Annotated in this window: 24 protein-coding genes; 9 read left to right on the top strand and 15 right to left on the bottom strand. The window is 55.0% G+C overall.

The features are described from left to right. Positions 1 to 38: 38 nt before the first annotated feature. A complete protein-coding gene (locus GM154_RS09470) occupies positions 39 to 545 on the bottom strand; it encodes a ferritin-like domain-containing protein (RefSeq protein ID WP_010798096.1) in 507 nt (168 codons plus the stop codon). Positions 546 to 1,102: 557 nt separating this feature from the next. Between GM154_RS09470 and GM154_RS09465 the strand changes: the two genes are divergently transcribed. Together GM154_RS09465 and GM154_RS09460 are read left to right on the top strand one after the other, a co-directional pair. After that, positions 1,103 to 2,269, top strand: coding sequence for a hypothetical protein (locus GM154_RS09465; RefSeq protein WP_150347533.1), 1,167 nt, complete (start codon positions 1,103 to 1,105; stop codon positions 2,267 to 2,269). Positions 2,270 to 2,278: 9 nt separating this feature from the next. Then, positions 2,279 to 3,016, top strand: coding sequence for a ferritin-like domain-containing protein (locus tag GM154_RS09460; protein ID WP_219652052.1), 738 nt, complete (start codon positions 2,279 to 2,281; stop codon positions 3,014 to 3,016). A gap of 52 nt (positions 3,017 to 3,068) precedes the next feature. Here the strand turns inward: GM154_RS09460 and nadE are convergent, their stop codons facing one another. The 4 genes from nadE to GM154_RS09440 all read right to left on the bottom strand — a co-directional run bounded on the left by nadE (position 3,069) and on the right by GM154_RS09440 (position 6,133). Continuing rightward, a complete protein-coding gene (gene nadE, locus GM154_RS09455; RefSeq protein WP_074825458.1) occupies positions 3,069 to 3,902 on the bottom strand; it encodes an ammonia-dependent NAD(+) synthetase in 834 nt (277 codons plus the stop codon). 4 nt (positions 3,903 to 3,906) lie between these two features. Continuing rightward, positions 3,907 to 4,410: a CinA family protein gene (locus GM154_RS09450; RefSeq protein ID WP_010798092.1), complete on the bottom strand. Its 504-nt coding sequence runs from the start codon at positions 4,408 to 4,410 to the stop codon at positions 3,907 to 3,909. An 84-nt stretch (positions 4,411 to 4,494) separates the two neighbouring features. Further along, on the bottom strand, positions 4,495 to 5,142 hold the full coding sequence (locus GM154_RS09445; protein ID WP_219652051.1) for an NTP transferase domain-containing protein: 648 nt from the start codon (positions 5,140 to 5,142) through the stop codon (positions 4,495 to 4,497). A 1-nt stretch (position 5,143) separates the two neighbouring features. Next, entirely contained in the window at positions 5,144 to 6,133 is a 990-nt protein-coding gene (locus tag GM154_RS09440; RefSeq protein WP_219652050.1) for an XdhC family protein, read from the bottom strand. Positions 6,134 to 6,318: 185 nt separating this feature from the next. Here GM154_RS09440 and GM154_RS09435 point away from each other — a divergent pair, with 185 nt between their 5' ends. The 3 genes from GM154_RS09435 to GM154_RS09425 all read left to right on the top strand — a co-directional run bounded on the left by GM154_RS09435 (position 6,319) and on the right by GM154_RS09425 (position 10,635). Then, positions 6,319 to 7,224: a Ku protein gene (locus tag GM154_RS09435; RefSeq protein ID WP_197870317.1), complete on the top strand. Its 906-nt coding sequence runs from the start codon at positions 6,319 to 6,321 to the stop codon at positions 7,222 to 7,224. Between the two features lie 11 nt (positions 7,225 to 7,235). After that, positions 7,236 to 9,803: a DNA ligase D gene (gene ligD, locus GM154_RS09430; RefSeq protein ID WP_219652049.1), complete on the top strand. Its 2,568-nt coding sequence runs from the start codon at positions 7,236 to 7,238 to the stop codon at positions 9,801 to 9,803. Positions 9,804 to 9,894: 91 nt separating this feature from the next. Further along, positions 9,895 to 10,635 (top strand): PIG-L deacetylase family protein, encoded by a 741-nt coding sequence (locus GM154_RS09425; RefSeq protein ID WP_010798087.1) that lies wholly within the window; start codon positions 9,895 to 9,897, stop codon positions 10,633 to 10,635. Between the two features lie 3 nt (positions 10,636 to 10,638). Here GM154_RS09425 and GM154_RS09420 read toward each other — a convergent pair whose 3' ends face one another. Beyond that, positions 10,639 to 11,265 carry a trimeric intracellular cation channel family protein gene (locus GM154_RS09420; RefSeq protein ID WP_019365025.1) on the bottom strand — a complete coding sequence of 209 codons (627 nt, stop codon included), beginning with the start codon at positions 11,263 to 11,265 and terminating at the stop codon, positions 10,639 to 10,641. 11 nt (positions 11,266 to 11,276) lie between these two features. Continuing rightward, entirely contained in the window at positions 11,277 to 12,068 is a 792-nt protein-coding gene (locus GM154_RS09415) for a helix-turn-helix transcriptional regulator (protein WP_019365026.1), read from the bottom strand. An 83-nt stretch (positions 12,069 to 12,151) separates the two neighbouring features. Between GM154_RS09415 and GM154_RS09410 the strand changes: the two genes are divergently transcribed. Then, positions 12,152 to 13,165, top strand: coding sequence for a bile acid:sodium symporter family protein (locus GM154_RS09410; RefSeq protein WP_219652048.1), 1,014 nt, complete (start codon positions 12,152 to 12,154; stop codon positions 13,163 to 13,165). 63 nt (positions 13,166 to 13,228) lie between these two features. Here the strand turns inward: GM154_RS09410 and gorA are convergent, their stop codons facing one another. Both gorA and galU read right to left on the bottom strand, forming a co-directional pair. Further along, a complete protein-coding gene (gene gorA / locus GM154_RS09405; RefSeq protein ID WP_219652047.1) occupies positions 13,229 to 14,590 on the bottom strand; it encodes a glutathione-disulfide reductase in 1,362 nt (453 codons plus the stop codon). A gap of 130 nt (positions 14,591 to 14,720) precedes the next feature. Continuing rightward, positions 14,721 to 15,551, bottom strand: coding sequence for a UTP--glucose-1-phosphate uridylyltransferase GalU (gene galU, locus GM154_RS09400; protein ID WP_010798082.1), 831 nt, complete (start codon positions 15,549 to 15,551; stop codon positions 14,721 to 14,723). A 276-nt stretch (positions 15,552 to 15,827) separates the two neighbouring features. On the opposite strand from galU, the gene GM154_RS09395 reads away from it, so the two are divergent. Continuing rightward, positions 15,828 to 16,349, top strand: coding sequence for a hypothetical protein (locus tag GM154_RS09395; protein WP_100217730.1), 522 nt, complete (start codon positions 15,828 to 15,830; stop codon positions 16,347 to 16,349). On the opposite strand, the gene GM154_RS09390 is transcribed toward GM154_RS09395, so the two are convergent. The 4 genes from GM154_RS09390 to GM154_RS09375 form a co-directional block, all read right to left on the bottom strand. Beyond that, positions 16,343 to 16,678, bottom strand: coding sequence for a hypothetical protein (locus GM154_RS09390; protein ID WP_219652046.1), 336 nt, complete (start codon positions 16,676 to 16,678; stop codon positions 16,343 to 16,345). The two genes, GM154_RS09395 and GM154_RS09390, sit on opposite strands and share 7 nt — an antisense overlap. A gap of 351 nt (positions 16,679 to 17,029) precedes the next feature. Next, entirely contained in the window at positions 17,030 to 17,893 is an 864-nt protein-coding gene (locus GM154_RS09385; protein WP_010798079.1) for a DUF3618 domain-containing protein, read from the bottom strand. Beyond that, positions 17,890 to 18,327, bottom strand: coding sequence for a phage holin family protein (locus GM154_RS09380; protein WP_219652045.1), 438 nt, complete (start codon positions 18,325 to 18,327; stop codon positions 17,890 to 17,892). Before GM154_RS09380 ends, GM154_RS09385 begins: the two co-directional genes overlap by 4 nt. Positions 18,328 to 18,329: 2 nt before the next feature. Further along, positions 18,330 to 19,244: a hypothetical protein gene (locus tag GM154_RS09375; protein ID WP_010798077.1), complete on the bottom strand. Its 915-nt coding sequence runs from the start codon at positions 19,242 to 19,244 to the stop codon at positions 18,330 to 18,332. A gap of 318 nt (positions 19,245 to 19,562) precedes the next feature. On the opposite strand from GM154_RS09375, the gene GM154_RS09370 reads away from it, so the two are divergent. Both GM154_RS09370 and GM154_RS09365 read left to right on the top strand, forming a co-directional pair. Next, on the top strand, positions 19,563 to 19,997 hold the full coding sequence (locus GM154_RS09370) for an NUDIX domain-containing protein (protein ID WP_125888000.1): 435 nt from the start codon (positions 19,563 to 19,565) through the stop codon (positions 19,995 to 19,997). Between the two features lie 46 nt (positions 19,998 to 20,043). Next, positions 20,044 to 20,673: a DsbA family protein gene (locus GM154_RS09365; protein ID WP_219652043.1), complete on the top strand. Its 630-nt coding sequence runs from the start codon at positions 20,044 to 20,046 to the stop codon at positions 20,671 to 20,673. Between the two features lie 5 nt (positions 20,674 to 20,678). On the opposite strand, the gene def is transcribed toward GM154_RS09365, so the two are convergent. Together def and GM154_RS09355 are read right to left on the bottom strand one after the other, a co-directional pair. After that, positions 20,679 to 21,218, bottom strand: coding sequence for a peptide deformylase (def, locus tag GM154_RS09360; RefSeq protein WP_074825436.1), 540 nt, complete (start codon positions 21,216 to 21,218; stop codon positions 20,679 to 20,681). A 34-nt stretch (positions 21,219 to 21,252) separates the two neighbouring features. Continuing rightward, positions 21,253 to 22,101: a S1 RNA-binding domain-containing protein gene (locus tag GM154_RS09355; RefSeq protein ID WP_150347545.1), complete on the bottom strand. Its 849-nt coding sequence runs from the start codon at positions 22,099 to 22,101 to the stop codon at positions 21,253 to 21,255. Positions 22,102 to 22,262 lie beyond the last annotated feature (161 nt).

The following is a 22,262-nucleotide window of genomic DNA, read 5'->3' as shown; positions in this document are numbered from 1 at the left end:
GGCCAACCGTATGGTTGGCCCTCGATACAACAGAATACTTACTTCTTGGCAGTTTCACCGGCTTCGGAGCGCGCCATGAACGCCATGGTGACTTCCGGCAGATGCTCTCTCACCCACTCGGCCATGGCAATTTCCTGTGGCAGGATTTGCTCACATACCCGCTTGGTTTCCAGATCGCCAGCCGCTTCGGCGGCAGAGATCAGCACGGTGTACATGGCGATCTCGACGTTCTCAAAGACATAACTGGCCATGGACCCCTTGACCACTTCGTCAGTCATGAACATGCCGCCCATCGCCTGCCCCATGGCCATGAACTTACCGGTAAAGTCCTTCATGGTAGAGGGGCTGGTACCCAGACGGGTCAGGCAGCCTTCGATCAGCTGAAGCTGGGACTGGGTTTCTTCGATGTGCTGCTGAATACGGGCGGAAAGCTTAGGATAATTCTCAAGACGTTCCAGCTGGCCCTTCAGCATTTTGTCTGCCTGCTGTTCCATACCATGGGCATCTTTGAGCCAGTCGATCAGATGTTCTTGACGAGTAGTCATGTCTCTTCACCTTTTGGTCAGGGTAGAAGTTAGTTAAGCGAAGCGAGCTTTCCAACTTAAGCGGCTAAATCCGAAATACATAAGCGGCTGTTATTACTTAAAGTTTTACAACTCTTGTATTAAGTAATGCACAACGCCTTAGTTTCTTCGCTATCCACTTCTGTTTAGTCAACTGCCCTTCTCACTAAGTTCTCACCAACCATCGCATTATGACCGGCTGAAAAATACATACCCACAGACATAATACCTTCAAATCCCATTCTAGAGCGCTCTGTTAGCAATGAAGCGCCATATGTCTATAGCGAGACGACTTGAATTTATACAAGATTTATACAACAGCCTAGTCGACTCTTTAGTCATAAATGGACTAATCAAATCTAAAAATAAAGTTTCCTCAAAGTACATTCCACTGGTCAGTTATTTTGTGGCAAGAGGAATGCTATGACGCCTCAAGAGTCCATCCTCAGGTGCCACTATTGTGTGCAACCGTGACTATTACTGACGAGGCGATAAAGGGAATTAACCCTCTCCCGAAGCGATTAAACCTGGGGGACAAGATGGATACATTTGCTGGACTTCTGGATATGAAAGGCACGCCGCTGGATAAGCAGCGGTTTACCTGGCGTGAAATGGCCACTCGGCCGATCAGCAAGTTGGATGACGATGCGACGACTCGCATCCGCATCATTCTCATGAATGGCATTGAAACCGAAGCCCTTCGACTCAAGCATATCGGCGCGCGATTCCACAAGGAGCTGCAACCTCATCTGGCCCATATCCGCCGCGTAGAGCACCATCAAGCTACCGCCATCAACTGGCTGATCTCGGGTGACCACTCCCCGCTGGAAACAACCATTGCCTACGAGCAGGTGGCTATTGAAGTTACGGCGGCAGTCGCCCAGAACGAGCCTGACCCCTACCAGGCACAGTCATACCGCTTCGGACTTCTGGAAGACTTCGATCACCTGTATCGCTACTCGGCCATGTATGACCGACTGGAGGGCAAGGATCCGAACAATATCCTGCAAGGGTACACGGACATCATTCCGGGTCGTCCGACCAGCCAGCACCACCGGAATCCCAGTGACGATGTACGTGACAGCTATGACAAAACTACCGCGCAGCTGATCACTAAGATCCATGCGGCGATGATTACCAGCTCGGAATACCAGACTCACGATTATTACATGAATATCGGCAACACGTTTGCCGATCCGGTTGCACGCGCGCTGTATGCGGAAATCGCTTCGGTTGAAGAGCAGCATGTGACCCAATATGAGTCCCTCATGGATGCCAGCGAAACCTTCATGGAAAAGTGGCTGGTTCATGAGGCGATGGAAGTGTATGCCTACGCGAGCTGTGCCGAACAGGAAGAGAACCCGCGCATCAAGGCCCTGTGGGAGCGCTTCCTGGATTACGAACTGGGCCACCTGGAATTTGCCTGTGACCTGTTCAAGAAATACGAGCGTCGCGATCCGGCTGAAGTGCTGGTTGGCGAGCTGCCCAAAATGCGCCCCTTGAAGCGCAACCGCGATTTTGTACGCGAGACCCTTTCGAAAGAAATCGACCTGCGCGCCCACGGCATCCATTACGTACCAAAAGAGCAGGAAGACAGGGCTTCTCAGGATTACCGCAACCACCTGAACTCAGAAGGTATCCCTTCGGATATGGCCTCGGCAGGTTATATCTGGACACCCGGTACCGAACTCTTTCGTAAACCTTGAGGACTCGCCATGACTACTTCTGCACCCATGGGGTTGAATCGCACCGGCGCACAAATGTCCCCGGAGGACACCAAAAGACAAATTGAGGCTACTGAGCAGTTCCGCCAGGATATCCCCCCAGGCGATGCCTCGCGCATTACTGAGGAGCGCGTCAAGTTCATTCGTGAGCATGAAGCTATTGATGAGCAGGTCGGTTCCGTTCCTCCACCAGGCTCGGTGAAAGGCGTACTGAAAACCGGCCTGGACAAAATGATGGGTAAAAACCCTGAATTGCTTCTCGACAAACTAGGCGAGCGCCTAGCCTACGAGCGCACCGGGGTTCGTCTGTATGAAGCCTTCATTGCCAAGGTCGCCGCAGCACCCGATGCCCGCCCGGAGCTTCTGGAAACGCTCAGGACTATCCAGCAGCAGGAAGCCGAGCACATGCAGCTGCTACGTGACTCCATCGAAACACTGGGTGCGGACCCTACTGCCATGACGCCTTGCGCCCATGTCTCTGGCACCATGGCTCAAGGAATTATCCAGGTACTGACAGACCCCAGAACCAACATGGCGCAATGCCTCAATGCCATGCTGACCATCGAGCTGACAGACAATGCTGCATGGGAGTTGCTAATCGAGCTGGCTCGCCAGGCGAACCATCCCAATATTGCTTCCAGCTTCGAAGTGCCTATGCGCCATGAGGAAGAGCACCTCATCAAGATCAAGACGATGTTGCGTGACGAACTCAAGGCCCAGCTCAGCTGATTGAGTATTGCCTTGGCAGAAGGCCCGCATGATGCGGGCCTTTTGTTTGGTCTCAGGAATACGGCGTGACAGGTAGGGCTCGCTTATGATGCGAACCGCTGTAGTATTTGAAAATAACCTGATAGGCATGGTCACTGACCTTCTTGCCTTCAAGGAAATCATCGATTTCGGCGTAGCTAATGCCAAACGCCTCTTCGTCCGGCTTACCGGGCGACAGTGATTCCAGATCCGCCGTGGGAACCTTGTGCACAAGATTGTCAGGCGCACCCAGGTATTCGCAAATCATGCGTACACGGCGCTTGTTCAACCCATGCAGCGGAGTCAGGTCGCAGGCACCGTCGCCAAACTTCGTGTAGAACCCCATCAGTGCTTCCGCACCATGGTCAGTCCCGATGACCAGCCCCTTGCGGGCACCCGCCACCGCATACTGAGCAATCATGCGCTGACGCGCCTTGACATTGCCCATGACGAAATCCTGCTGCCCCTCATCACGAAAGGCCAGCTTGCTGTCCTGCAAGCCCTGCAGCATCCCGTCGGTAGCCGGCTTGATATTCACGGTCAGCACCTCGTCCGCCTGAATGAAGCCTAATGCGCGCTGGGCATCTTCTTCATCCTTCTGCACGCCATAGGGCAGCCGCATGGCAATGAAGCGGGCGTTGTGACCTTCACTACGAGCCTGCTCGACGGCCAACTGGGCGAGACGACCTGCAGTCGAGGAATCTACCCCTCCGCTGATACCCAGCACATACGCCTCCATGCCGGTCTTGATCAGATAGTCCTTGAGAAATTTGATACGCAGCTCGGCCTCACGCTGGGCATCGAATTCGGCGGGTATTTCGAGTGCCTTGATAATGTCACGCTGAATGGATTCGTAATCGTCTGACATGCGTTTAGCCTCTCTCTCCGCGTAATAGTCGTGCATGGAATAATGGAATATTCGTCAAACTGTAGACGGCTGCTGCCAATTGCACGTCCTCCCGGCCACCAAAGAACCGCTCGGTTCGGGAGAAGACTACCAGCTCGCCCTGATAACGAAAGCCCCAGCCAAAGCATACGGTGCCAGGAGGTATTCCATCTACTCCATCCGGGCCTGCAAGCCCCGTGTTAGAGATGGCGACCGCTGCATCACTGTCATGCAGAGCACCGATGGCCATTTCCCGCGCCACCTCTTCACTCGTCAGGTTGAACGTATCGATCGTGTACGGGTGAACGCCCAGCAAACGCTGCTTGGCAGCAGGAGAATAAACGACATAACCGGCATCAAGACAGGATCCACTGCCTGGAATTTCAGACAGCAGGTGAATAACCCGCCCTGCCGTGCAGGACTCGGCTGTCACCAGCAGCATGTCGTACTCTTTCAAATAATCGAGAACCGGTTGGATATCTGACCTCATGGATGCTCCCACGAAACGAAGTGCGCATTTTCGTTATGAAAGGCAGCCGCCGCGCAAGTTCGATTGGAAGAAGCTTACGTACCGTCAGGTGCGATTCAAATCGTCAGGCACATCCACGTCACGATAGATGCCGGGATCACTGCACTCTACCCAGCGTAGCTCACCTTGCCCAAACAGCCCTCGCCCGCCACGGTCGCCCGTGAGCGCACACAACGCCTTGAAGTAACGACGGCCAAACGCCACCGGATTGCCGGCCACCGGAGTGCCGGCCACAGGAGTGCCGTCTGGAGAATTACTGGATGCTTGTGAAACGCTGTTCTTTAGAGGGCAGAACGGCACGGCAATCACGTCCTCTGACACCGCCTCGGCTATCTGACGGAACGTCTCCGGCTGTATAAACGGCATGTCGCCCAAGGCGATCAACCAACCTCGATGATTTGGCTCGGCCGCAATCGCCTGCGCCAGTGTTTCGCCCATCCCCTGAGTTTGTACGGCCAGTACGTCAAAGCCTTCGCGTCTGGCGAGAGCCGCCACCTCTCCGTTATCCGGTCGGGTCACGACCACCCGCCGCTGCCCGATACCCTTGAGGTTGCGCAAAGTTTGCTGAAGCACGCGGGTCGACTCGCCTACCCCAGTTTCATACCTGGCCAGCAGCTTGTCAGTCCCAGCCTGGGCGCGAAAGCGACTGCTCTGCCCGGCCGCCATCACGATCACACACAGCGAATCAGCCACGTCAGGCCACTTGATCGACAACAGGCTTGGGCTGTTTCTTTTGTGTCAGCGCAACACCATTTTTTACAGCGACCACTTCGGCCAGCAGTGAAACAGCAATCTCGGCCGGCGTATGGCTACCGATATGCAGGCCAATAGGGCCGTGCAAGCGATCGATTTCATCCTCGCTCAAATCAAACAAGGCCAAGCGCTCCCGACGCTTACGACTGTTACCCAACGAGCCCAGCGCGCCGACATAGAAGGCCGAGGACTTGAGCGCAGTCAGAAGCGCCATGTCATCCAGACGCGGATCGTGAGTCAGCGCCACGATCGCCGTCCGCTCATCAGGAACAATGGAAAGCACCGCATCGTCTGGCATACCCGGGACGAAACGCGCCTTTGAAGTCTCCCAGCCGTGGTTGAATTCCTGCCGCGGATCGCAGATCAACACGTCGAAATCCAGCATGTGAGCCATTTCGGAAACGTAGCGGGACAGCTGACCTGCGCCAATCAACAGCAATCGCCAACGCGGGCCATAGACGACACGCAAGGTCTGCCCATCCAAATGCAGGGCGTCGTCCGCCTGCGCCGAAAACAACTGAACGGCTCCGCTGCCAAGCTCAAGCTGCCGGGCCACCAGCTCGTGATTGTCACAGCGGCTCAGTAGATCGGCAATCCACTGTGGATCACCTAAAGGCTCCTGCACCAAACGCAGCGTTCCGCCACAGGGAAGCCCGAACCGAGCGGCCTCCTCCTGCGTCACACCGTAGGTGATGAGTTCTATTCCAGTTTCGGGAATCCGGCCATCATGCATGCGCTCAATCAGATCATCTTCGATGCAGCCGCCAGAAACCGAGCCGGCAGCACGACCATCGTCCCGCAGAGCCAACATGGCACCCGGTGGACGCGGGGAGCTTCCCCAGGTCTGAACCACCGTAAACAACACAACGCGATGCCCTTCCCGACGCCAAGCCAAGGCGCTGCGCAACACGCTCGAATCCACACTATCCATTCAATTCACTCAATCGGTAAGCCAGAAGGCCATGCGCTGCCAGTGTATAGCAGGCGCGCTTTGCCTCGACAGTCACGGGTAGAGCCTTTGAAACGTATCTGGTTCCCCGTCCGTCATGGCGCTTTGGAACCTCGGACGCAGCGGCCAACTCAAAACTGGAAAGCACACACCTGGAGGTAACCGGTATGCCACGTTCGATTTGGAAAGGCGCCGTCAGTTTTGGACTGGTCAATATTCCGGTTTCCCTGGTATCCGCCACCTCCAGCCATGGAATCGATTTCGACTGGCTGGACAAGCGCAGCATGGACCCGGTGGGCTACAAGCGCGTCAACAAGAATACGGGCAAAGAGGTCTCGCGGGAAAACATCGTCAAAGGTATCGAGCACGAAAAAGGCGAGTATGTCGTGCTTAGCGACGAGGAGATTCACAACGCCCTGCCGGAAGCCACCCAGACGATCGATATTCTGGCATTTGTCGAGGCCAGCGAGATTTCCATCCTGCACTTCGAAAAGCCCTATTTTCTATCTCCTGAGAAACACAGCGAGAAGGTATACATCCTTTTGCGAGAGACACTCAAACGCACCGGCAAGGTTGGCGTAGCCAACGTCGTGATGCACACCAAGCAGCACCTTGCTGTAATCATGCCCTTGGGCGATACGCTCGTGCTCAACACCTTGCGCTGGGCCAACGAGGTTCGCTCAGCCGAGGACGTGGGTCTTGAAGACCTGGACGCCAAGGTGTCCAAGCGCGAGATCGACATGGCCGAGCGCCTGGTTGAAGACATGACCGAGTCGTGGGATCCGGAGCAATACCATGACACCTTCGAAGACAACGTCATGAAGCTGGTTGAGCGCAAGGTACGTGAGGGCAAGCTTGAAACGCTTGAAGCGCCTGAACAGGAAGCACCCAAACGTACGGCCGATGTCATTGACCTTACCGAGCTGCTCAAACGTAGCCTGAGAGGCACACGCACGCCGCCCGAGAACGACGACGAAAAAGCCCAACCCGCCAAGGCAAAGCCAAAGCGCACCAGCACCACCCGACGCTCGTCAGGTACCGCCTCACCCAAAGGCCGTAAAGCAGCCAAATAAGGAACCCGGCCATGGCGAACCCGCTGAGCGAGTACTCCCGTAAGCGAAACTTCAAGGTGACTGCAGAGCCTGAAGGCAATGCGCCCCACGCGCGCACCTCGCCCGAAGCGCTACAGTTCGTCATTCAGAAACATGATGCACGCCGGCTGCATTATGACTTTCGTTTGGAGCTGGACGGCACCTTGAAGAGCTGGGCCATTCCTAAAGGTCCCAGCTATGACCCCAAGGAAAAGCGCCTGGCTGTTCACGTTGAAGATCATCCGATCGAATACGGCACCTTTGAGGGCAGTATTCCAGAAGGCGAATACGGCGGTGGTGACGTCATCGTCTGGGATCATGGCATTTGGATACCCCATGGCGATGCAGCTACCGATTATGCGGCGGGCAAGCTCAAGTTCGAGCTGCAAGGCGAAAAGCTCAAGGGCAACTGGACGCTGGTGCGCACGCGCCTGCATGGCAACGGCAAAAAAGAGCAGTGGCTGCTGATCAAAGAAAAAGACGCTGACGCCAAACCTCATAGCGAATATGACGTAACCGAGGCTCTACCTGACAGCGTACTGAGCGAGAAGACATTACCGCGACTGGGTAAGACAGCGACGCCTGTTGCCAAGGCAGCGGAGCCAGCAAAACCCAGGCGGGCCCGTACCACGGCGGCAAAGGCAACATCTTCCGCTGCGCCTTTGGCACTGCCTGAAATGGTCGAAGCCCAACTGGCCACGCTGGTCGACGCGCCCCCGGCAGGCGATTGGCTCTATGAAATCAAGTTTGACGGGTATCGCCTGTTGACCCGTATTGATGATGGCAAGGTCAGCTTTATCACACGCAACGGCAAGGATTGGACCCATCGTCTGCCAGAACAGGCAAAGGCTCTCTCAGCACTTAGCCTGGATAATGGTTGGCTTGATGGCGAAATTATCGTACTCGACGACAATGGCGTCTCTGATTTCCAGGCCCTGCAAAACGCTTTCGATACCGGCCGAAACACCACCATCCTCTACTACCTGTTCGATATGCCGTTCTGTAACGGTACGGACCTGCGCAGTTATCCACTCGAAGAACGTCGTCGTGCTCTCAAAGCCGTACTGGATAACACCCAGTCTAACGTCATACGGTATTCGGAAGCCTTCGACGTACCCGCCGACAAGATACTGGAAAGTGCCTGCGCCATTGGCCTGGAAGGTGTCATTGGAAAACGTGCCGGCAGCCCGTATACCTCCAGGCGCAGCAACGACTGGATCAAGCTTAAGTGCAAGCGCCGGCAGGAGTTCGTCATTGGCGGCTATACCCAACCCCAGGGAGCAAGAAGTCATTTTGGCGCGCTGCTGATCGGCCTGCATGACAAGGACGGCTCACTACGCTTTGCAGGAAAGATCGGAACGGGATTTACCCGGGAAAGCCTGGCTGCACTCCATGAGCATATGCAGCCCTGCACAACTGACACCTCCCCCTTTAAGAACCCGCCTCGGGGTGCTCAAGCCCGCGGCGTTACGTGGCTCAAGCCGGAATTACTGTGTGAAGTAGCGTTTGCCGCCATCACCAACGACGGAATTGTACGCCAGGGTGTTTTTCATGGGTTGCGGCAAGACAAGCCGGCTCAGGATATTGGGCTTGAACAGGCGCAGGTCGTCCCGCGTAAGGCTTCGTCCCTTGCGCCAAAGAAAGCGTTAGCCTCAACGAAAAAAGAGGGTGCTGAAGTCGCAGGCGTGCGCATCAGCCACCCAGAGCGCGTTATCGATCCGTCTTCAAAAACCACCAAGCTAGACGTCGCAGAGTACTACGAGCGTATTGCGCCATGGATGTTGCCGCACCTAAAAAACCGGCCGGTTGCCTTGGTACGGACTCCTGAAGGCATCAAGGGCGAACAGATATTCCAGAAGCACAAGCAAACCCTGGCAATCCCGCATATCCGCGAATTGGACCCGGCTCTGGATCCAGGCCATGCACCGCTTATGGTGATTGATAGCCTTGAGGCACTGCTGGGCGCTACGCAGATGGGCACAGTCGAACTGCATACCTGGAACGCCAGGGCTGACCAGATCGGTAAACCGGATCGCATGATCTTCGATCTTGATCCTGATCCCAAACTGCCCTGGAAACAGATGCTGGAGGCAACGGAGCTGTTGCTGACCCTGCTGGATGAGCTGGGCTTCAAAGCCTTTATCAAGACCAGTGGCGGCAAGGGCCTGCACATTGTTGTTCCTCTGCAACGCAGAGATGACTGGGATAGCGTGAAAGACTTTGCACAGGCCATTGCTCAGCATATGGCGGCGGTTATTCCAGAGCGCTTCTCCGCCAAGATGGGCGCGCAGAACAGAGTCGGCAAGATCTTTATCGATTACCTGCGCAATCGCGAAGGTGCTACCACGGTATCGGCCTATTCGCTACGGGCACGCCCGGGTCTGGGCGTATCGGTCCCTATAGGCCGTGAGGAGCTGAAAACACTTGAACGAGGCGACCAGTGGACACTGGAAACGCTGTTCGACCATTTGGATCATCGGCAAGATGATCCTTGGGCAGATTACGCAACCGTGCGCCAGAGGATTACCGCTGCGCAGCGAAAAACGTTAGGTATGGAGTAAATGATTCGCCTGTACTGTTGATGTGCCTCAAAAGCGCCCAATATCAGTTCGGCATTATGCGAGGTAGTAGCCTCGCACGAGGAACAGCGATATGACGACGCTCAATACCCGCACCCTGGAGGAAAAAAGCGCCTCTGCGCAGGAGTGGGCCGCTTGGCCCCGATTTGCCGGAATTCCGGAAGTCGATGCCAATCATTTGGTCCCGCCAGGTCGACGGGCCGTAATTATCGCGCCCCATTCGGACGACGAAATTCTGGGCTGTGGCGGCTTATTGGCCCAGCTTGCCGAGCTGGGGCGCAAAGTTCTTTTAGTCAGCGTAACGCGCGGTGAATACAAGCAAGGGCTGGGCAGCCAACCGGTTTTCCATGTACCTACCCTGCCGGAAAGTCGTGAAGCCAGCCGACGGCTGTGCCTGGAGTCCGTCGACATCTGCCGGCTGGACTTTTCCGACGGCATTGCCAGCAATGAAGAACAACGACTTAGCGAACAACTGGCGGCACTCATCAAGTCGACCGATACGGTGTTCACCGCCTGGCGCGAGGATGGTCATGCCGATCACGAAGCGACAGGCCGTGCCGCCAGCTTTGCCTGTGTAGTCACAGGGGCTCGCTGTATTGAAGTGCCGCTTTGGGCATGGCAATGGCTCCGTCCGGGTGATGATCGCTTTCCCTGGGAGCGTGCCCGACGGCTACCGCTGGATGAGTCCAGTCTTGCCGCTAAGCGCTATGCTGTCGAGGCGTTCAACACAGCCAACGGCCCGGCGCCGGAGCCTATCCTGCCATCCCATGTATTGTCGCGCCTGTTTCGGCCCTGGGAGATCTTTCTGGTTTGAGCACTACCGGTTACGGTCAAGCAACTGCATGCGAGGCAAGGCGAAATGCCAACGGATCGCGGCAAGCCGAATGACAAGCACTACCAGCATCGCAACGCCTGTGACCAGCTCTGCCGGCAGCGCCAGGCGGCTCAGCCCGATGTATACCAGCGAGCCGAGAATACAGGGTGTAGCGTAGATCTCCTTATGAAAGATCAGTGGAATGTCATTGCAGATAATGTCTCGGATGACACCACCAGCCACACCGGTCATGACACCCATGATGACGGCTGTGCTTAAAGGTACCTGCTGACGCAGGGCGACTTCCGTTCCGATCACGGTAAACACTGCCAGACCAAATGCATCGGCGATCAGAAGCGCTTTTTCCGGTATCGGTCGCGTCAGACGTACCCACAGCACCGTACCTAAAGTGGCAAAGACAACCACTGCAATGTAGGTGTCGTCCCGTATCCAGCTTACCGGATGCAACCCCAGAATCACGTCTCGCAGGGTTCCGCCACCCAGTGCAGTTACCAAGGCCACTACCAGAACACCAAACAGATCCATTGCTTTGCGCCCGGCCATCAGGGCGCCGGTAATAGCGAAAACGGCAACGCCAAATAGATCGCACAGATAAAACAGCGAAACCATCGAGGGCTCCATCAGAGGGTAAAGAAGTCACCCGGCGTTGTTCCGAACTGCGCTCGAAACGCAGCGATAAAGGCTGACGGCGAATCATAGCCGCAACTCAAAGCTACCGCCGTGACACTGTCCCCCCGCTCAAGCAGGGTCAGTGCGCTTAGCAGACGCAGCTTCTGCCGCCAGGCTCTGAAGGTAAGACCGGTTTCCCGCTGAAAATGTCTACTCAGGGTTTTTTCGGAAGCCCCCAGCAGTAATGCCCACTCCGCCAGGGTACGCTGATCATCCGGCGCTTGCTGCAAGTGTTCACACAATCGGCGCAGTCGAGCATCTGCTGGTAATGGCAGCGACAACGCCATATGAGGCGCGATTGCCAGTTGATCGATCAGCACCTCGACCAGGCGTCCTTCGCTGCCTTCTTCATCGTACTCGACAGGAAAGGTCGTAAACGTTCGTATCAGTTCGCGCAACAGCAAACTGACGCTCAGTACCCGACACTCGGCCCCCCGGTTCGGCAATAGCTGCGGTCCTAGGTAGAGGCTGCGCATTTCAGCCTCGGCTGAAGAGCGCACCTCATGCTCCAGCCCCGCCGGAATCCACACAGCCCGCTGAGGAGGTGCGACAAAACTACCCGCGCGAGTGTGCACCGAAAGCACCCCCTTGATGGCGTAGGAGAGCTGCGCCCACGGATGACTATGCCAAGGCGTCCAGGAGCCACGTGCCAGCGACTCGGCCCGGGCATAAACCGGGCGAGGCAGCGCTTTGAGAGAAGGAATCTGCCGGCGTAACTCAGCGGATTGTCCGTTAGGCGACATTGAAAGCCTTTTTGACGTTAGTCGGAATAATCACACCACAGTAGACTGCGAAGTCAGACTCAACAACTGTTCGAGAGATGTGAATGGCTCGTCCACGCTTTTTACCCGACAACTTTACGTTGTACCTGATAGCAACCGTCACGTTGGCTAGCATCTTTCCCTGTAGCGGAACCGCTGCCGGGGTACTCAATGTGATCACCAACATCGCCATTGGCCTGTTGTTTTTTCTGCATGGCGCCAAGCTATCACGCGAGGCCATTGTAGCGGGCGTTACCCACTGGCGCCTTCATCTCCTGATCTTCTGCTGCACCTTCCTGTTATTCCCGCTGCTGGGCTGGGCGCTCAAGCCGCTGCTTTCGCCCCTTGTCACGTCTGAGCTTTACATGGGCGTACTGTATATGTGTGCCCTACCGGCAACCGTACAGTCCTCCATCGCCTTTGTTTCAATGGGCCGCGGCAACGTGCCTGCCGCCGTGTGCAGTGCCTCGGCGTCCAGCCTGATTGGTGTGTTCCTGACACCGCTCCTGGTAAGCCTGCTGCTGGACACGCAAAGCAGTGGAGACACCAATGGCATGTCCACCCTAGATGCCATTACCAAGATTTTCCTTCAGCTTCTGGTTCCCTTTATTGCGGGTCAAATCCTGCGCCGCTGGATTGGCGGATGGGTCGACAAACACAAGTCCAGCCTCAAGTTTGTCGATCAGGGCTCCATTCTGCTTGTTGTCTATACTGCGTTCAGCGCTGCCATTCTTGAAGGCCTCTGGTCATCCATTCCACTGACCGCTTTGCTGGGTCTTGCTGCAGTCTGCTCGGTAATCCTCACCCTGGCGCTGCTGATTACCCGCTATACGTCGCGCCTGTTGGGCTTTAACAAAGAAGACGAGATCGCAGTGGTGTTTTGCGGCTCCAAGAAGAGTCTGGCGACTGGCGTGCCGATGGCCAAGGTGTTATTCGCTAGTAGCAGCATGGGTGCCATTCTGCTACCCATCATGCTGTTTCATCAGATCCAGCTGATGGTGTGTGCGGTATTGGCACAGCGCTACGGGCGGCGTGAAGAGACAACCGCCAGTGAGACCAAGGTAGCCAAGGCGCACTGAATTCTTTTGCTTCACCTATAAAAAAGGCCGGTCACTACCGGCCTTTTTTATGTATTACGTAAATCAGTCTTCCCTCACTGGGGAACGCATGGTCACCCATTCTTCCGCTGCTGTCGGGTGAATACCGATGGTGTCATCAAAGCAGCTTTTGGTTGCACCGGCCTTGAGAGCCACTGCCAGACACTGGATCTGCTCGGGAGCATCGGGCCCGACCATATGGCAACCCAGCACCTTATCAGTCTCGGCGTCCACGACCAGCTTCATGAGCGTACGCTCCGTCTCATTGGTCAGGCTAAGCTTGGTAGGCTTGAAGGTCGTCTGGAAAATCCTGAGCTTGTAGCCCTTTTCACGAGCCTGCTCTTCACTCAGTCCTACCGTTCCGACGTTAGGCAAGCTGTAAACCGCGCTAGCGATGAGGTTGTAATCAAGTGGCTTGTAACTTTCAGGCTTGTACAGGCTGCGGGCCAAGGTCATGGCCTCTGCCAGGGCAACAGGCGTCAGCTGCACACGGCCAATGATATCCCCAATCGCATACACTGAGGGCTCCGTGGTCTGGAAGGCTTCATCCACCTTCACAAAGCCACGTTCATCGAGCTCGACGCCAACGTTTTCCAGGCCCAAGTTATCCAGCATGGGGCGACGGCCTGTCGCATAGAACACGCAGTCAGTTTCCTGAACACGGCCATCCTTGAGCGTAACCTTCAAACTGCCATCGCTCTGCTTGTCGATACGGGCAATTTCCGCATTAAACTGCAGATCGTGGCCTCGCTTGAGCAATTCATCTCGCAGATGCACCCGTACGCAGTCATCAAACCCGCGCAGGAATAACTCCTTGCGGTACATGAGAGTCGCCTTCACGCCCAAGCCGTGAAAGATCGATGCAAATTCGATCGCGATATAACCGCCACCCACGATGATCATTCGCTCGGGCAGCTTATCCAGATAAAAGGCTTCATTGGACGTAATGATGTGTTCACGACCAGGCAACTCGGGCACTGAGGGCCAACCGCCTGTAGCGATGAGGATTCGCTCGGTGGTGTAGCGCTTGCCCGTTACTTCGACAGTATGCGCATCAATGATTCGCGCATGGTCTTCCAGCAGTGTCACACCGCTGTTGATGAGCAGTGCACGATAGATGCCGTTCAGTCGACGAATCTCATGGTCTTTATTGGCTAGCAGATTCTGCCAATCGAACCCCTGTTCCTCGACCTTCCAACCATAACTGCGCGACTGCCTGAACTCGTCATGGAACGAAGCCCCGTAGACGAAATACTTTTTCGGCATACAGCCGACATTTACGCAGGTGCCGCCCAGGTAGCGGCTTTCCGCTACGGCCACGCGAGCACCAAAATCGGCGGAAAAACGCGCTGCACGAACACCGCCCGAACCCGCACCGATGATAAAAAGGTCAAAATCGTATGTCATGACGAATCCTGATCGGCTCAACTGCTCATCAGCTTAACGCACCTGCATCGCTGCTGACGAAAATACTGTTGCCTTAAACGACAGAAGCCACCCTAAGGTGGCTTCTGTCAAACACAGGCTAACAAGGAGATCAGAGCTCCTTGTAGACGTTCTCGAAGCAGAAGTTGGTTGCTTCAACGAAGCCTTCCGCACTACCGCAGTCGAAACGCTGACCCTTGAACTTGTAAGCCAGAACACAACCGTCCTGAGCCTGCTTCATCAGGGCATCAGTAATCTGGATTTCACCGCCCTTGCCCGGCTCGGTCTGCTCGATCAGGTCGAAAATATCAGGCGTCAGGATGTAACGGCCAATGATCGCCAGGTTGGAAGGTGCATCTTCCGGCTTGGGCTTCTCAACCATGTTGTTCACACGATAGATATCATCACGGATCATTTCGCCCGAGATCACACCGTACTTGTGTGTTTCGTTCGCAGGTACTTCCTGGATAGCCACGATGGAGCAGCGGAACTGGTTGTACAGTTTGACCATTTGCTTCAGAACGCCATCGCCTTCGAGGTTCAGGCACAGGTCGTCCGCCAGCACAACGGCGAACGGCTCGTCACCGATCAGAGGACGGCCAGTCAAAATGGCATGACCCAGACCTTTCATTTCGATCTGACGGGTATAAGAGAAGGAGCATTCGTCGATCAGGCGGCGAATCCCGGTCAGGTACTTTTCCTTCGCGGTATTCTTGATCTGGCTTTCCAGCTCGTAGCTGATATCGAAATGGTCTTCCAGAGAGCGCTTGCCACGCCCGGTGACCATAGCAATTTGCTTGAGCCCAGCGTCGAGTGCCTCTTCAACGGCGTACTGGACCAGGGGCTTGTTCACGATGGGCAGCATTTCCTTCGGCATCGCTTTGGTTGCTGGAAGAAAGCGAGTGCCGTAGCCGGCGGCCGGGAACAGACATTTGGTGATCATGGGCGTCCTTTGATCTGTGGGAGCAATACTATGGCAGTCTAAACAGCCGTTCATCGGGTTACAATGCTCAGCATGAGGCTCTCAGTGACCGATTAAATGGACGTCTAAAAGCGCTCGACCCCGAGCGTTGGGAGATCCGACCACGAAAGCGCCCAGCGGTTCGATTATAAAGCGCTTTTCCGCAGACGAGATATGATGAGTAGTGAACTCGTTGGCACCACCACCGTCGAAGACAAGCTGCTTCAGATGGCTAGACAAGGGATCAAACGATCTATTATGAAAAAATGGATTCCTCTTTTCGCTACCGCATTGCTGGTAGGCTGCGCCAGTAAATCCCCTCAACTTACTCAGGAAGAACTGCATCTGCTCACCCAGAATGACCTCCTCCAGGCAAAGATGCTTGTAGTATCCGGAGGGGAAGATGAACTCAAACTGGCTGACGCCTTGCTCAACCGCGCCTCGATGCAAACCGACAAAGCTGAAGAAGGCACCGGTGAGATCGAGTTCTACAAGGCGCTGGTAATGATCAAGCAAGGCCCGCAAGCAGATGACGTGCTGTCCCTGCTGGAAACCTCAGCCAAGAAAGAGTATCCGCTGGCCTATGCAATGCTCTATCAGGTCTATTCCAAGCCTTACCTGGTAACTGAAGCAGACCCTATTCGAGCGGAAACCTACAAGGACAGCTACAGCGATCTTGACGTTGCCAAGAGCGGCTATCCTTCTTTCGAGAAGGCATTGGTATTGGTGGAGCGTCTGAGCAGTGACAAGCCTTCCGAAACAGCGGCCATGACTCACTGACGACGTTCAAGCCGGTTGGTTGTAGAGCCCGGTGTCCGTTCAATTTCGATTCCGCCAGGGTATTCCGTGCTCTGGCGAATCGAGCCTCGCTGTTCATACTGTCCGCTGGAATAAGAGCGGTACTCCCGAACCGTTCCACGCGGGACAGCCTGGCCACCGTATAGATTATAGTGCTGGCTACGCTGCTGCGTCTCGATGCTTCCGGACGCTCCGGGGCTTATATAGGTTCGGGGTATCGCACGTCTATCAAACTCGTCTGCAATACCTGTATTGGCGGCCAACACCAACGCCAGCCCAAGCCCGCACGTTGCTATTTTAAATACACTCATTTCGATCTCCTGCCCTTCCTCCACATTAAGACCTCTACGAAAGGGCCTGTTTCAAACCATTAGTCCCGTCGCACACCTTTTCAGTTTTTCGGTGGTGCCAGGTAGGACCTGTGAAGCCAGGAGGGTGTTCGTAGACAGAGTATTCTGACAGAACTCAATAAAGTCCCAACAAAGGCTTTCTATAGACGAAAAAAGAAAGGGATACGGGGAAAAGTGGATCGTGACATATCGATGCACGTTCGTACCTCCGTTAGAGGCCGCTATACCCGATACGACTCAGGAGAATCCAATCAAAAGCTAGAGAAATTCTAGCGGCCTACCGAGCGCAGGCCGCTAGCGGGAAAGCACATATCACATGGAGCGTGATGCGCGCTGTGGCTCTTGTTCCTGATGCTTGGAAGACATGTGATCGGCTTCTTCCTTAACACGATTTGTCGCCTGATCAGCCAGATCCTGCCCTACTTCAGTTGCCTTGGCATAACCCTGCTCGGCTTTCATCTTCACTTTGTCAGTGATCCGATCACTGGTCTTGCCCATCAAGCGATTTTCACGCTCGGTTGCAGGCAAGGTCGCTCCAAGTAGCGCACCTACTGCAATCCCAATGGCACCCAGCGCCAACGGCTGCTCTTCCAGCATATACTGGAAACCACTTTTGGCCTTGGCCGTCTGGTTACGCATGGTTTCGGATGCAGTCTGAGCTTTTTCGCTTACAGTCTGACGGGCTGAACTCATGGAGTCAGACGTGCTGCTGCGCATGTCCGCAGCCTTGTCCTTAAAGCCCTGAGTTTGCGTTCTCATACTGTCTGTCTTGTCATGTACCGCGCCGGACATACTGTTGGCCTTGTCGTGTAATGTGTCGCTCAGGCCTGAAGCTTTGTCCCTTAGCGAATCGACGATACCAGTGGAGGACATGCCTGCATTGGTATAGGGCTGACTGCGATTCTGGCCCATCATCATCCACATGAGCCCAACCGAGGTAAGCAGTGTCGGCACTGGGTTCGCCTTGATGGTCGAGCCCAGGTTATTGATAAATTCGCCTCCATTGCCCTTGGCATAGGTCATTGCCTTGTCAAGCAACTCGCCGGGAGAAAGGCGGCTTTCCAGCGCATTCACGATATCGTTGATACTGTCACGCTGCTGATCGATTTCACGCTCAAGAGTCGCAGGATCTTTTTGCGATTCAGCGTCTAGTCGGCTATGGGTATCGGTACTCATGCTACTTTCCCCTTCACGGCTTCTTTATCTTTCTGCATGCTATTAATGGTTCGCTCTGGCCTGAACGCCGCAGGGTCAAGTTTTTTCTTGCCCGCAGATACCATTACCAGACCCACTACGCACACCACACCGCCCACGATCAGGGCGGCCAACCAGGGCGCCATGACCTGGCTCAGCCCAAGAACGGCTGAAAGCAGCAGCATGATAAAACCGGCCATCAAAACAATACCGCCTGATGCCATGCTGATTGTGGCAGCCTTGGTAGTATTCAAGGCTTCGGTAATCTCAGCCTTGGCTAGTGCTAATTCCTTGGTAAACAGAGAAGGCACTTCGCGTGTCAGCTGACGCACCAGACCTGCAATCGAGGTTGAATTTGAATCGATGCCAGTCTCTTCTTGATAGGTAGCATCACGTAGGTTCGGTTGTTCTTTCATGATTACAGACCTCCGTTAGTGTCCTTCTTGGTATTGCCTAGCGCTGTGGTTGATGCACGATCAGGATCAAGCGCGGGGGAACCATAGGGTGGGGTATCGCCCAAGTCGGATGTAGGCACTGGACGGACAATTGAGGTAGTGGCCGTGGTATCGCCTTTAGGCAACTGGGAGGTACTGTTTTGATAGGTGCTTTCCTGTTCGGCGATAACAGGTGTGCTGGTCTGGGATGCCGGATCTATAGTCCGCGTGCCATCTGAATGCTCAAAGCCCCCCATACCGGCATGGTTAACCGAAGATGTGGTTCCCATGGCCGCACTGGAGCCCATTACACGACAGGATGTTTCCTTGTCGCTCTCGCCCAGCGTTGGCGGTGTGGTCATGGTTTCACCCGTTGCACCTGCCCGAGCGGTATAGGACGAACCGGAGGACAGATCGGAACCTACTCCGGAGCCGCTGGTGTTCGAGGACGACATCTCCATGCCGGAGGTATTGGCTTTGCGGCTGCTGGCCTTGGCGAAGCGAGACAGTCCGAAGCCAATAGCGATGCTGCTGGTCAAAAAGAGTGCCGGGTTTTCACGGGCCAGTCGGCCTGCTTCCTGGATCAACTCATCAGCGCTTTTGCCACGTAGCGTATCAGCTAACCCGGCCATGCTTTGGGCGATATCGGAGACATAGCCTGAAAGACCGGCACGATCCTGGTCGCTCAGCTCCGACGCTGCCGCCTTGAAACTGTTAGCGACGGTTTCGATTTCATTGGCGGCTTTGTCGCTGTAACGATCAATCTGACCTTTACCTTGCACCATTGCATTGTCCGCCACACTCCGGGCCTTATCTTTCATGGCTTCGGCCTGTTCTTGGGCAGACGGCATACTCTGCTGCTGGCTTTCTCGAGTATTACTCTCGTAGGGTGATGTCATAGCTTGGTCCCACCATTTTTACGTTTTTCCGCACAATAGCGGCTGGTAAGCGCAGCGGTGACTCAAAAGACATAAAACTGCGCGTTAATAAGGTGACTTCAGCGGCACGGAGGAGTTCGTTTCGATTTTGTCAAGTAGCGCTATTCACGATAACCGGCATCGGTATACACCGCCTTTAAAGGTTTTTCTGTGAAATGTTGGAAAAATCGATTACCTCTGGTTTTCGCATCAATTCCTCATACCCAGCTGCGCATAGGGCTGGTCAGTACTGACCAAGGTGCGGACAATAGCGGCCCTCTTCCAAGACAAGGATGTGTCATGCCTATTACTCGCCTAAAAATTGCCGCCGCTTGCCTGCTCAACCCGGCAAACGAATTACTCGTGGTACGTAAACGACATACCCGATTCTTCATGTTGCCTGGCGGCAAACTGGAAGCAGGCGAAAGCGGTCTCGAAGCACTTGCACGAGAGATTCAGGAAGAATTGAATTTGCTGCTGGATACCGAGACCTGCCAGCCGCTCGGCCTCTTCCAGGCGCCCGCTGCCAACGAGCCAGACACCATGATTGAGGCAGAGCTTTTCATGGCTTATGTAGATACACCCTCGCTGGCTGTAGCGGCGGAGCTTGAGGCGCTGGCCTGGATACCGCTGACACCACCTTATGAGGTTGCTCTGGCGCCCCTGCTGTCTGAACACGTTCTACCGCTATTGCAGCGGAATACGGGCTTTTCCCCTGCGAACCGACAGGCATAACGAGAGTCAAGAGTCTACGCCTGTCGTTCCTGCAAAGGAGGGTCCTATGAGCACACTGCCTATCCACATCGACGTCTGGAGCGATTACGTCTGCCCATTCTGTTATCTGGAATTGCCGCTGCTCGATCAACTGAAGGCGCATTATGGCGACAGGCTGACCGTTACATGGCATGCCTTCGAATTGAGACCAGACCCCATCCCAACCCTTATCCCGGATAGCCATTACTTACGCAGTACATGGGCGCGAGCGGTATATCCCATGGCGGAAGAACGGGAATTGACATTGCGCCTGCCTCCCGTGCAACCCCGTAGCCGACGAGCACTGGAAGTGGCTGAACATGCCCGGCAATCTGGACAGTTCGATGCCATGCATCGAGGGATATTCAAGGCCTTTTTTGAACAAGGGCGCGACATCGGTCGTGACGACATACTGCTGGATATTGCGAACCTGCAGGGCATCGATACATTCGAATTAGGTGTGGCGCTTGAAGAAAATCGCCATACCCAGAGCGTGCTCGACGATGAAGCGCTGGCCCAGACACTGGGTATTACAGCGGTACCCACCTTACTAATCCGTCTGGAAGGCCAAGCCTACGAAGAAGCAACCCAGCTTAGCGGCGCGGTGGACTATGAGCGTCTCACACGGGCAGTCGAGACGCTCACGACTCAACGCTGAGCCTGCTAACGTTGAGCTGCCGGTGAGGTTTCCGGAAAGAGGACATCCGTGAATCCGAACCGGGAAAAGTCAGTAATACGCGACGGGTAGAGCCGCCCGATCAAATGATCGTACTCGTGCTGAACTACGCGCGCATGAAAACCCTCAGCGATCCGATCAATCGTTTCGCCTCTCGCGTCCACTGCCTCGTAACGGATACGGGCATACCGATCAACGACACCGCGCAGGCCGGGGATGGAAAGGCAGCCTTCCCACCCCTCCTCCATCTCTTGTGACAACGGCGTTATCACAGGATTGATAACAACGGTTTGGGGCACTGCCGGTGCATCCGGGTAGCGTTCGCTGCTGTCGAAGCCCATTACGAACAACTGCAGATCCACACCGATCTGCGGAGCAGCCAAACCCACACCACCAGCTTGTTTCATAGTCTCGAACATATCCGCCACCAGCGCATCCAACTCCTGGCTGCCAATCATGGATGCCGGCACAGGTTTGGCGATGCGCAACAAGCGCTCATCACCCATTCTCACCAGTTCACGAATCATTTCTGCCTCCGTCAATGTTCAGGTGAGGCGGCTATCAATCGTCCGTCTCAGGTAATTCGATCCTGTCGTCGTATATAACGATCAGCCCCTGTTTGTACAAACCGCCAATGGCCTTCTTGAACGTCCCCTTGCTGACGCCGAACAGCTTGCTGATCAGTTCTGGCGAGCTTTTGTCGCTGACTTCGAGAACGCCATTGCGGGCTTTTGCCAGCCCAAGTATCTGCTGACCCAGCGCATCGACAGCCTGACGTCCCAACGGTTGCAGGGAAAGACTGATCTTTCCATCGGGGCGCACTTCCTTGATAAAGCCCTTTTCCTGCATACCGCTACGCAGAAACTTGAAGACCTCATTTTGATGAATGAGTCCCCAATGCTTCCCTTCGATAATGGCCTTGAAGCCCATGGGCGTTTGTTCGGCCACCAGCAGATCGACTGCCTGACCGCTTGTGTAAGACGCCGGTACGGTATCCAGGTATCGATCCAGGCGCGCCGTTGCGGTAATTCGGTGGGTGCGCTGATCAATATAGACATAGACCACGCAGTAATCCCCAACCTGCAACGGGCGCTTTTCTTCGGAGTGCGGGAGCAACAGGTCCTTGGGTAGGCCCCAATCCAGAAAAATTCCGATACGGTTGACCTCGACCACTTTCAGACTGGCGAACTGCCCTACCTGAACCTTGGGCTTTTGAGTCGTCGCAATGATCCGGTCTTCACTGTCGAGATAAACGAATACATTGATCCAATCACCCGCCTCGATGGGCTGATCCTTCGGGATATAGCGGTTCGGCAACAGGATTTCACCGTCCTGCTCGGCATCCAGATATAAGCCAAAGTCCGTCCGCTTGATAATTTGCAGACTATTAAAACGCCCGATTAAAGCCATGCTAGTACCTCATTGAGAAGCCACTATCATACCTGACATATTCTGCTCAACCGATAAACCATGAAATGCCCTGGCAAAAGGGCTAGACAAAATCTTCGAAAGCGTTACAGTGCCTGCACTGTGTTGCACGTGTACCGTTTATCGGCGAGGCCATGGCCACG

Origin of the sequence: Pseudomonas sp. MAG002Y (assembly GCF_019400845.1) — a bacterium.
In the GTDB taxonomy this organism is placed as follows: Bacteria; Pseudomonadota; Gammaproteobacteria; order Pseudomonadales; family Pseudomonadaceae; genus Chryseomonas; species Chryseomonas luteola.
The sequence above is the reverse complement of the archived record's forward strand: the minus strand, read 5'-3'. Positions and strand labels throughout refer to the sequence as shown.

Excerpts from the sequence above, each read along its gene's own strand:
- GM154_RS09470 (WP_010798096.1), bottom strand. The coding sequence starts at position 545 with ATGACTACTCGTCAAGAACATCTGATCGACTGGCTCAAAGATGCCCAT.
- GM154_RS09465 (WP_150347533.1), top strand. The coding sequence starts at position 1,103 with ATGGATACATTTGCTGGACTTCTGGATATGAAAGGCACGCCGCTGGAT.
- GM154_RS09460 (WP_219652052.1), top strand. The coding sequence starts at position 2,279 with ATGACTACTTCTGCACCCATGGGGTTGAATCGCACCGGCGCACAAATG.
- nadE (WP_074825458.1), bottom strand. The coding sequence starts at position 3,902 with ATGTCAGACGATTACGAATCCATTCAGCGTGACATTATCAAGGCACTC.
- GM154_RS09450 (WP_010798092.1), bottom strand. The coding sequence starts at position 4,410 with ATGAGGTCAGATATCCAACCGGTTCTCGATTATTTGAAAGAGTACGAC.
- GM154_RS09440 (WP_219652050.1), bottom strand. The coding sequence starts at position 6,133 with ATGGATAGTGTGGATTCGAGCGTGTTGCGCAGCGCCTTGGCTTGGCGT.
- GM154_RS09435 (WP_197870317.1), top strand. The coding sequence starts at position 6,319 with ATGCCACGTTCGATTTGGAAAGGCGCCGTCAGTTTTGGACTGGTCAAT.
- ligD (WP_219652049.1), top strand. The coding sequence starts at position 7,236 with ATGGCGAACCCGCTGAGCGAGTACTCCCGTAAGCGAAACTTCAAGGTG.
- GM154_RS09425 (WP_010798087.1), top strand. The coding sequence starts at position 9,895 with ATGACGACGCTCAATACCCGCACCCTGGAGGAAAAAAGCGCCTCTGCG.
- GM154_RS09420 (WP_019365025.1), bottom strand. The coding sequence starts at position 11,265 with ATGGTTTCGCTGTTTTATCTGTGCGATCTATTTGGCGTTGCCGTTTTC.
- GM154_RS09415 (WP_019365026.1), bottom strand. The coding sequence starts at position 12,068 with ATGTCGCCTAACGGACAATCCGCTGAGTTACGCCGGCAGATTCCTTCT.
- GM154_RS09410 (WP_219652048.1), top strand. The coding sequence starts at position 12,152 with ATGGCTCGTCCACGCTTTTTACCCGACAACTTTACGTTGTACCTGATA.
- gorA (WP_219652047.1), bottom strand. The coding sequence starts at position 14,590 with ATGACATACGATTTTGACCTTTTTATCATCGGTGCGGGTTCGGGCGGT.
- galU (WP_010798082.1), bottom strand. The coding sequence starts at position 15,551 with ATGATCACCAAATGTCTGTTCCCGGCCGCCGGCTACGGCACTCGCTTT.
- GM154_RS09395 (WP_100217730.1), top strand. The coding sequence starts at position 15,828 with ATGAAAAAATGGATTCCTCTTTTCGCTACCGCATTGCTGGTAGGCTGC.
- GM154_RS09390 (WP_219652046.1), bottom strand. The coding sequence starts at position 16,678 with ATGAGTGTATTTAAAATAGCAACGTGCGGGCTTGGGCTGGCGTTGGTG.
- GM154_RS09385 (WP_010798079.1), bottom strand. The coding sequence starts at position 17,893 with ATGAGTACCGATACCCATAGCCGACTAGACGCTGAATCGCAAAAAGAT.
- GM154_RS09380 (WP_219652045.1), bottom strand. The coding sequence starts at position 18,327 with ATGAAAGAACAACCGAACCTACGTGATGCTACCTATCAAGAAGAGACT.
- GM154_RS09375 (WP_010798077.1), bottom strand. The coding sequence starts at position 19,244 with ATGACATCACCCTACGAGAGTAATACTCGAGAAAGCCAGCAGCAGAGT.
- GM154_RS09370 (WP_125888000.1), top strand. The coding sequence starts at position 19,563 with ATGCCTATTACTCGCCTAAAAATTGCCGCCGCTTGCCTGCTCAACCCG.
- GM154_RS09365 (WP_219652043.1), top strand. The coding sequence starts at position 20,044 with ATGAGCACACTGCCTATCCACATCGACGTCTGGAGCGATTACGTCTGC.
- def (WP_074825436.1), bottom strand. The coding sequence starts at position 21,218 with ATGATTCGTGAACTGGTGAGAATGGGTGATGAGCGCTTGTTGCGCATC.
- GM154_RS09355 (WP_150347545.1), bottom strand. The coding sequence starts at position 22,101 with ATGGCTTTAATCGGGCGTTTTAATAGTCTGCAAATTATCAAGCGGACG.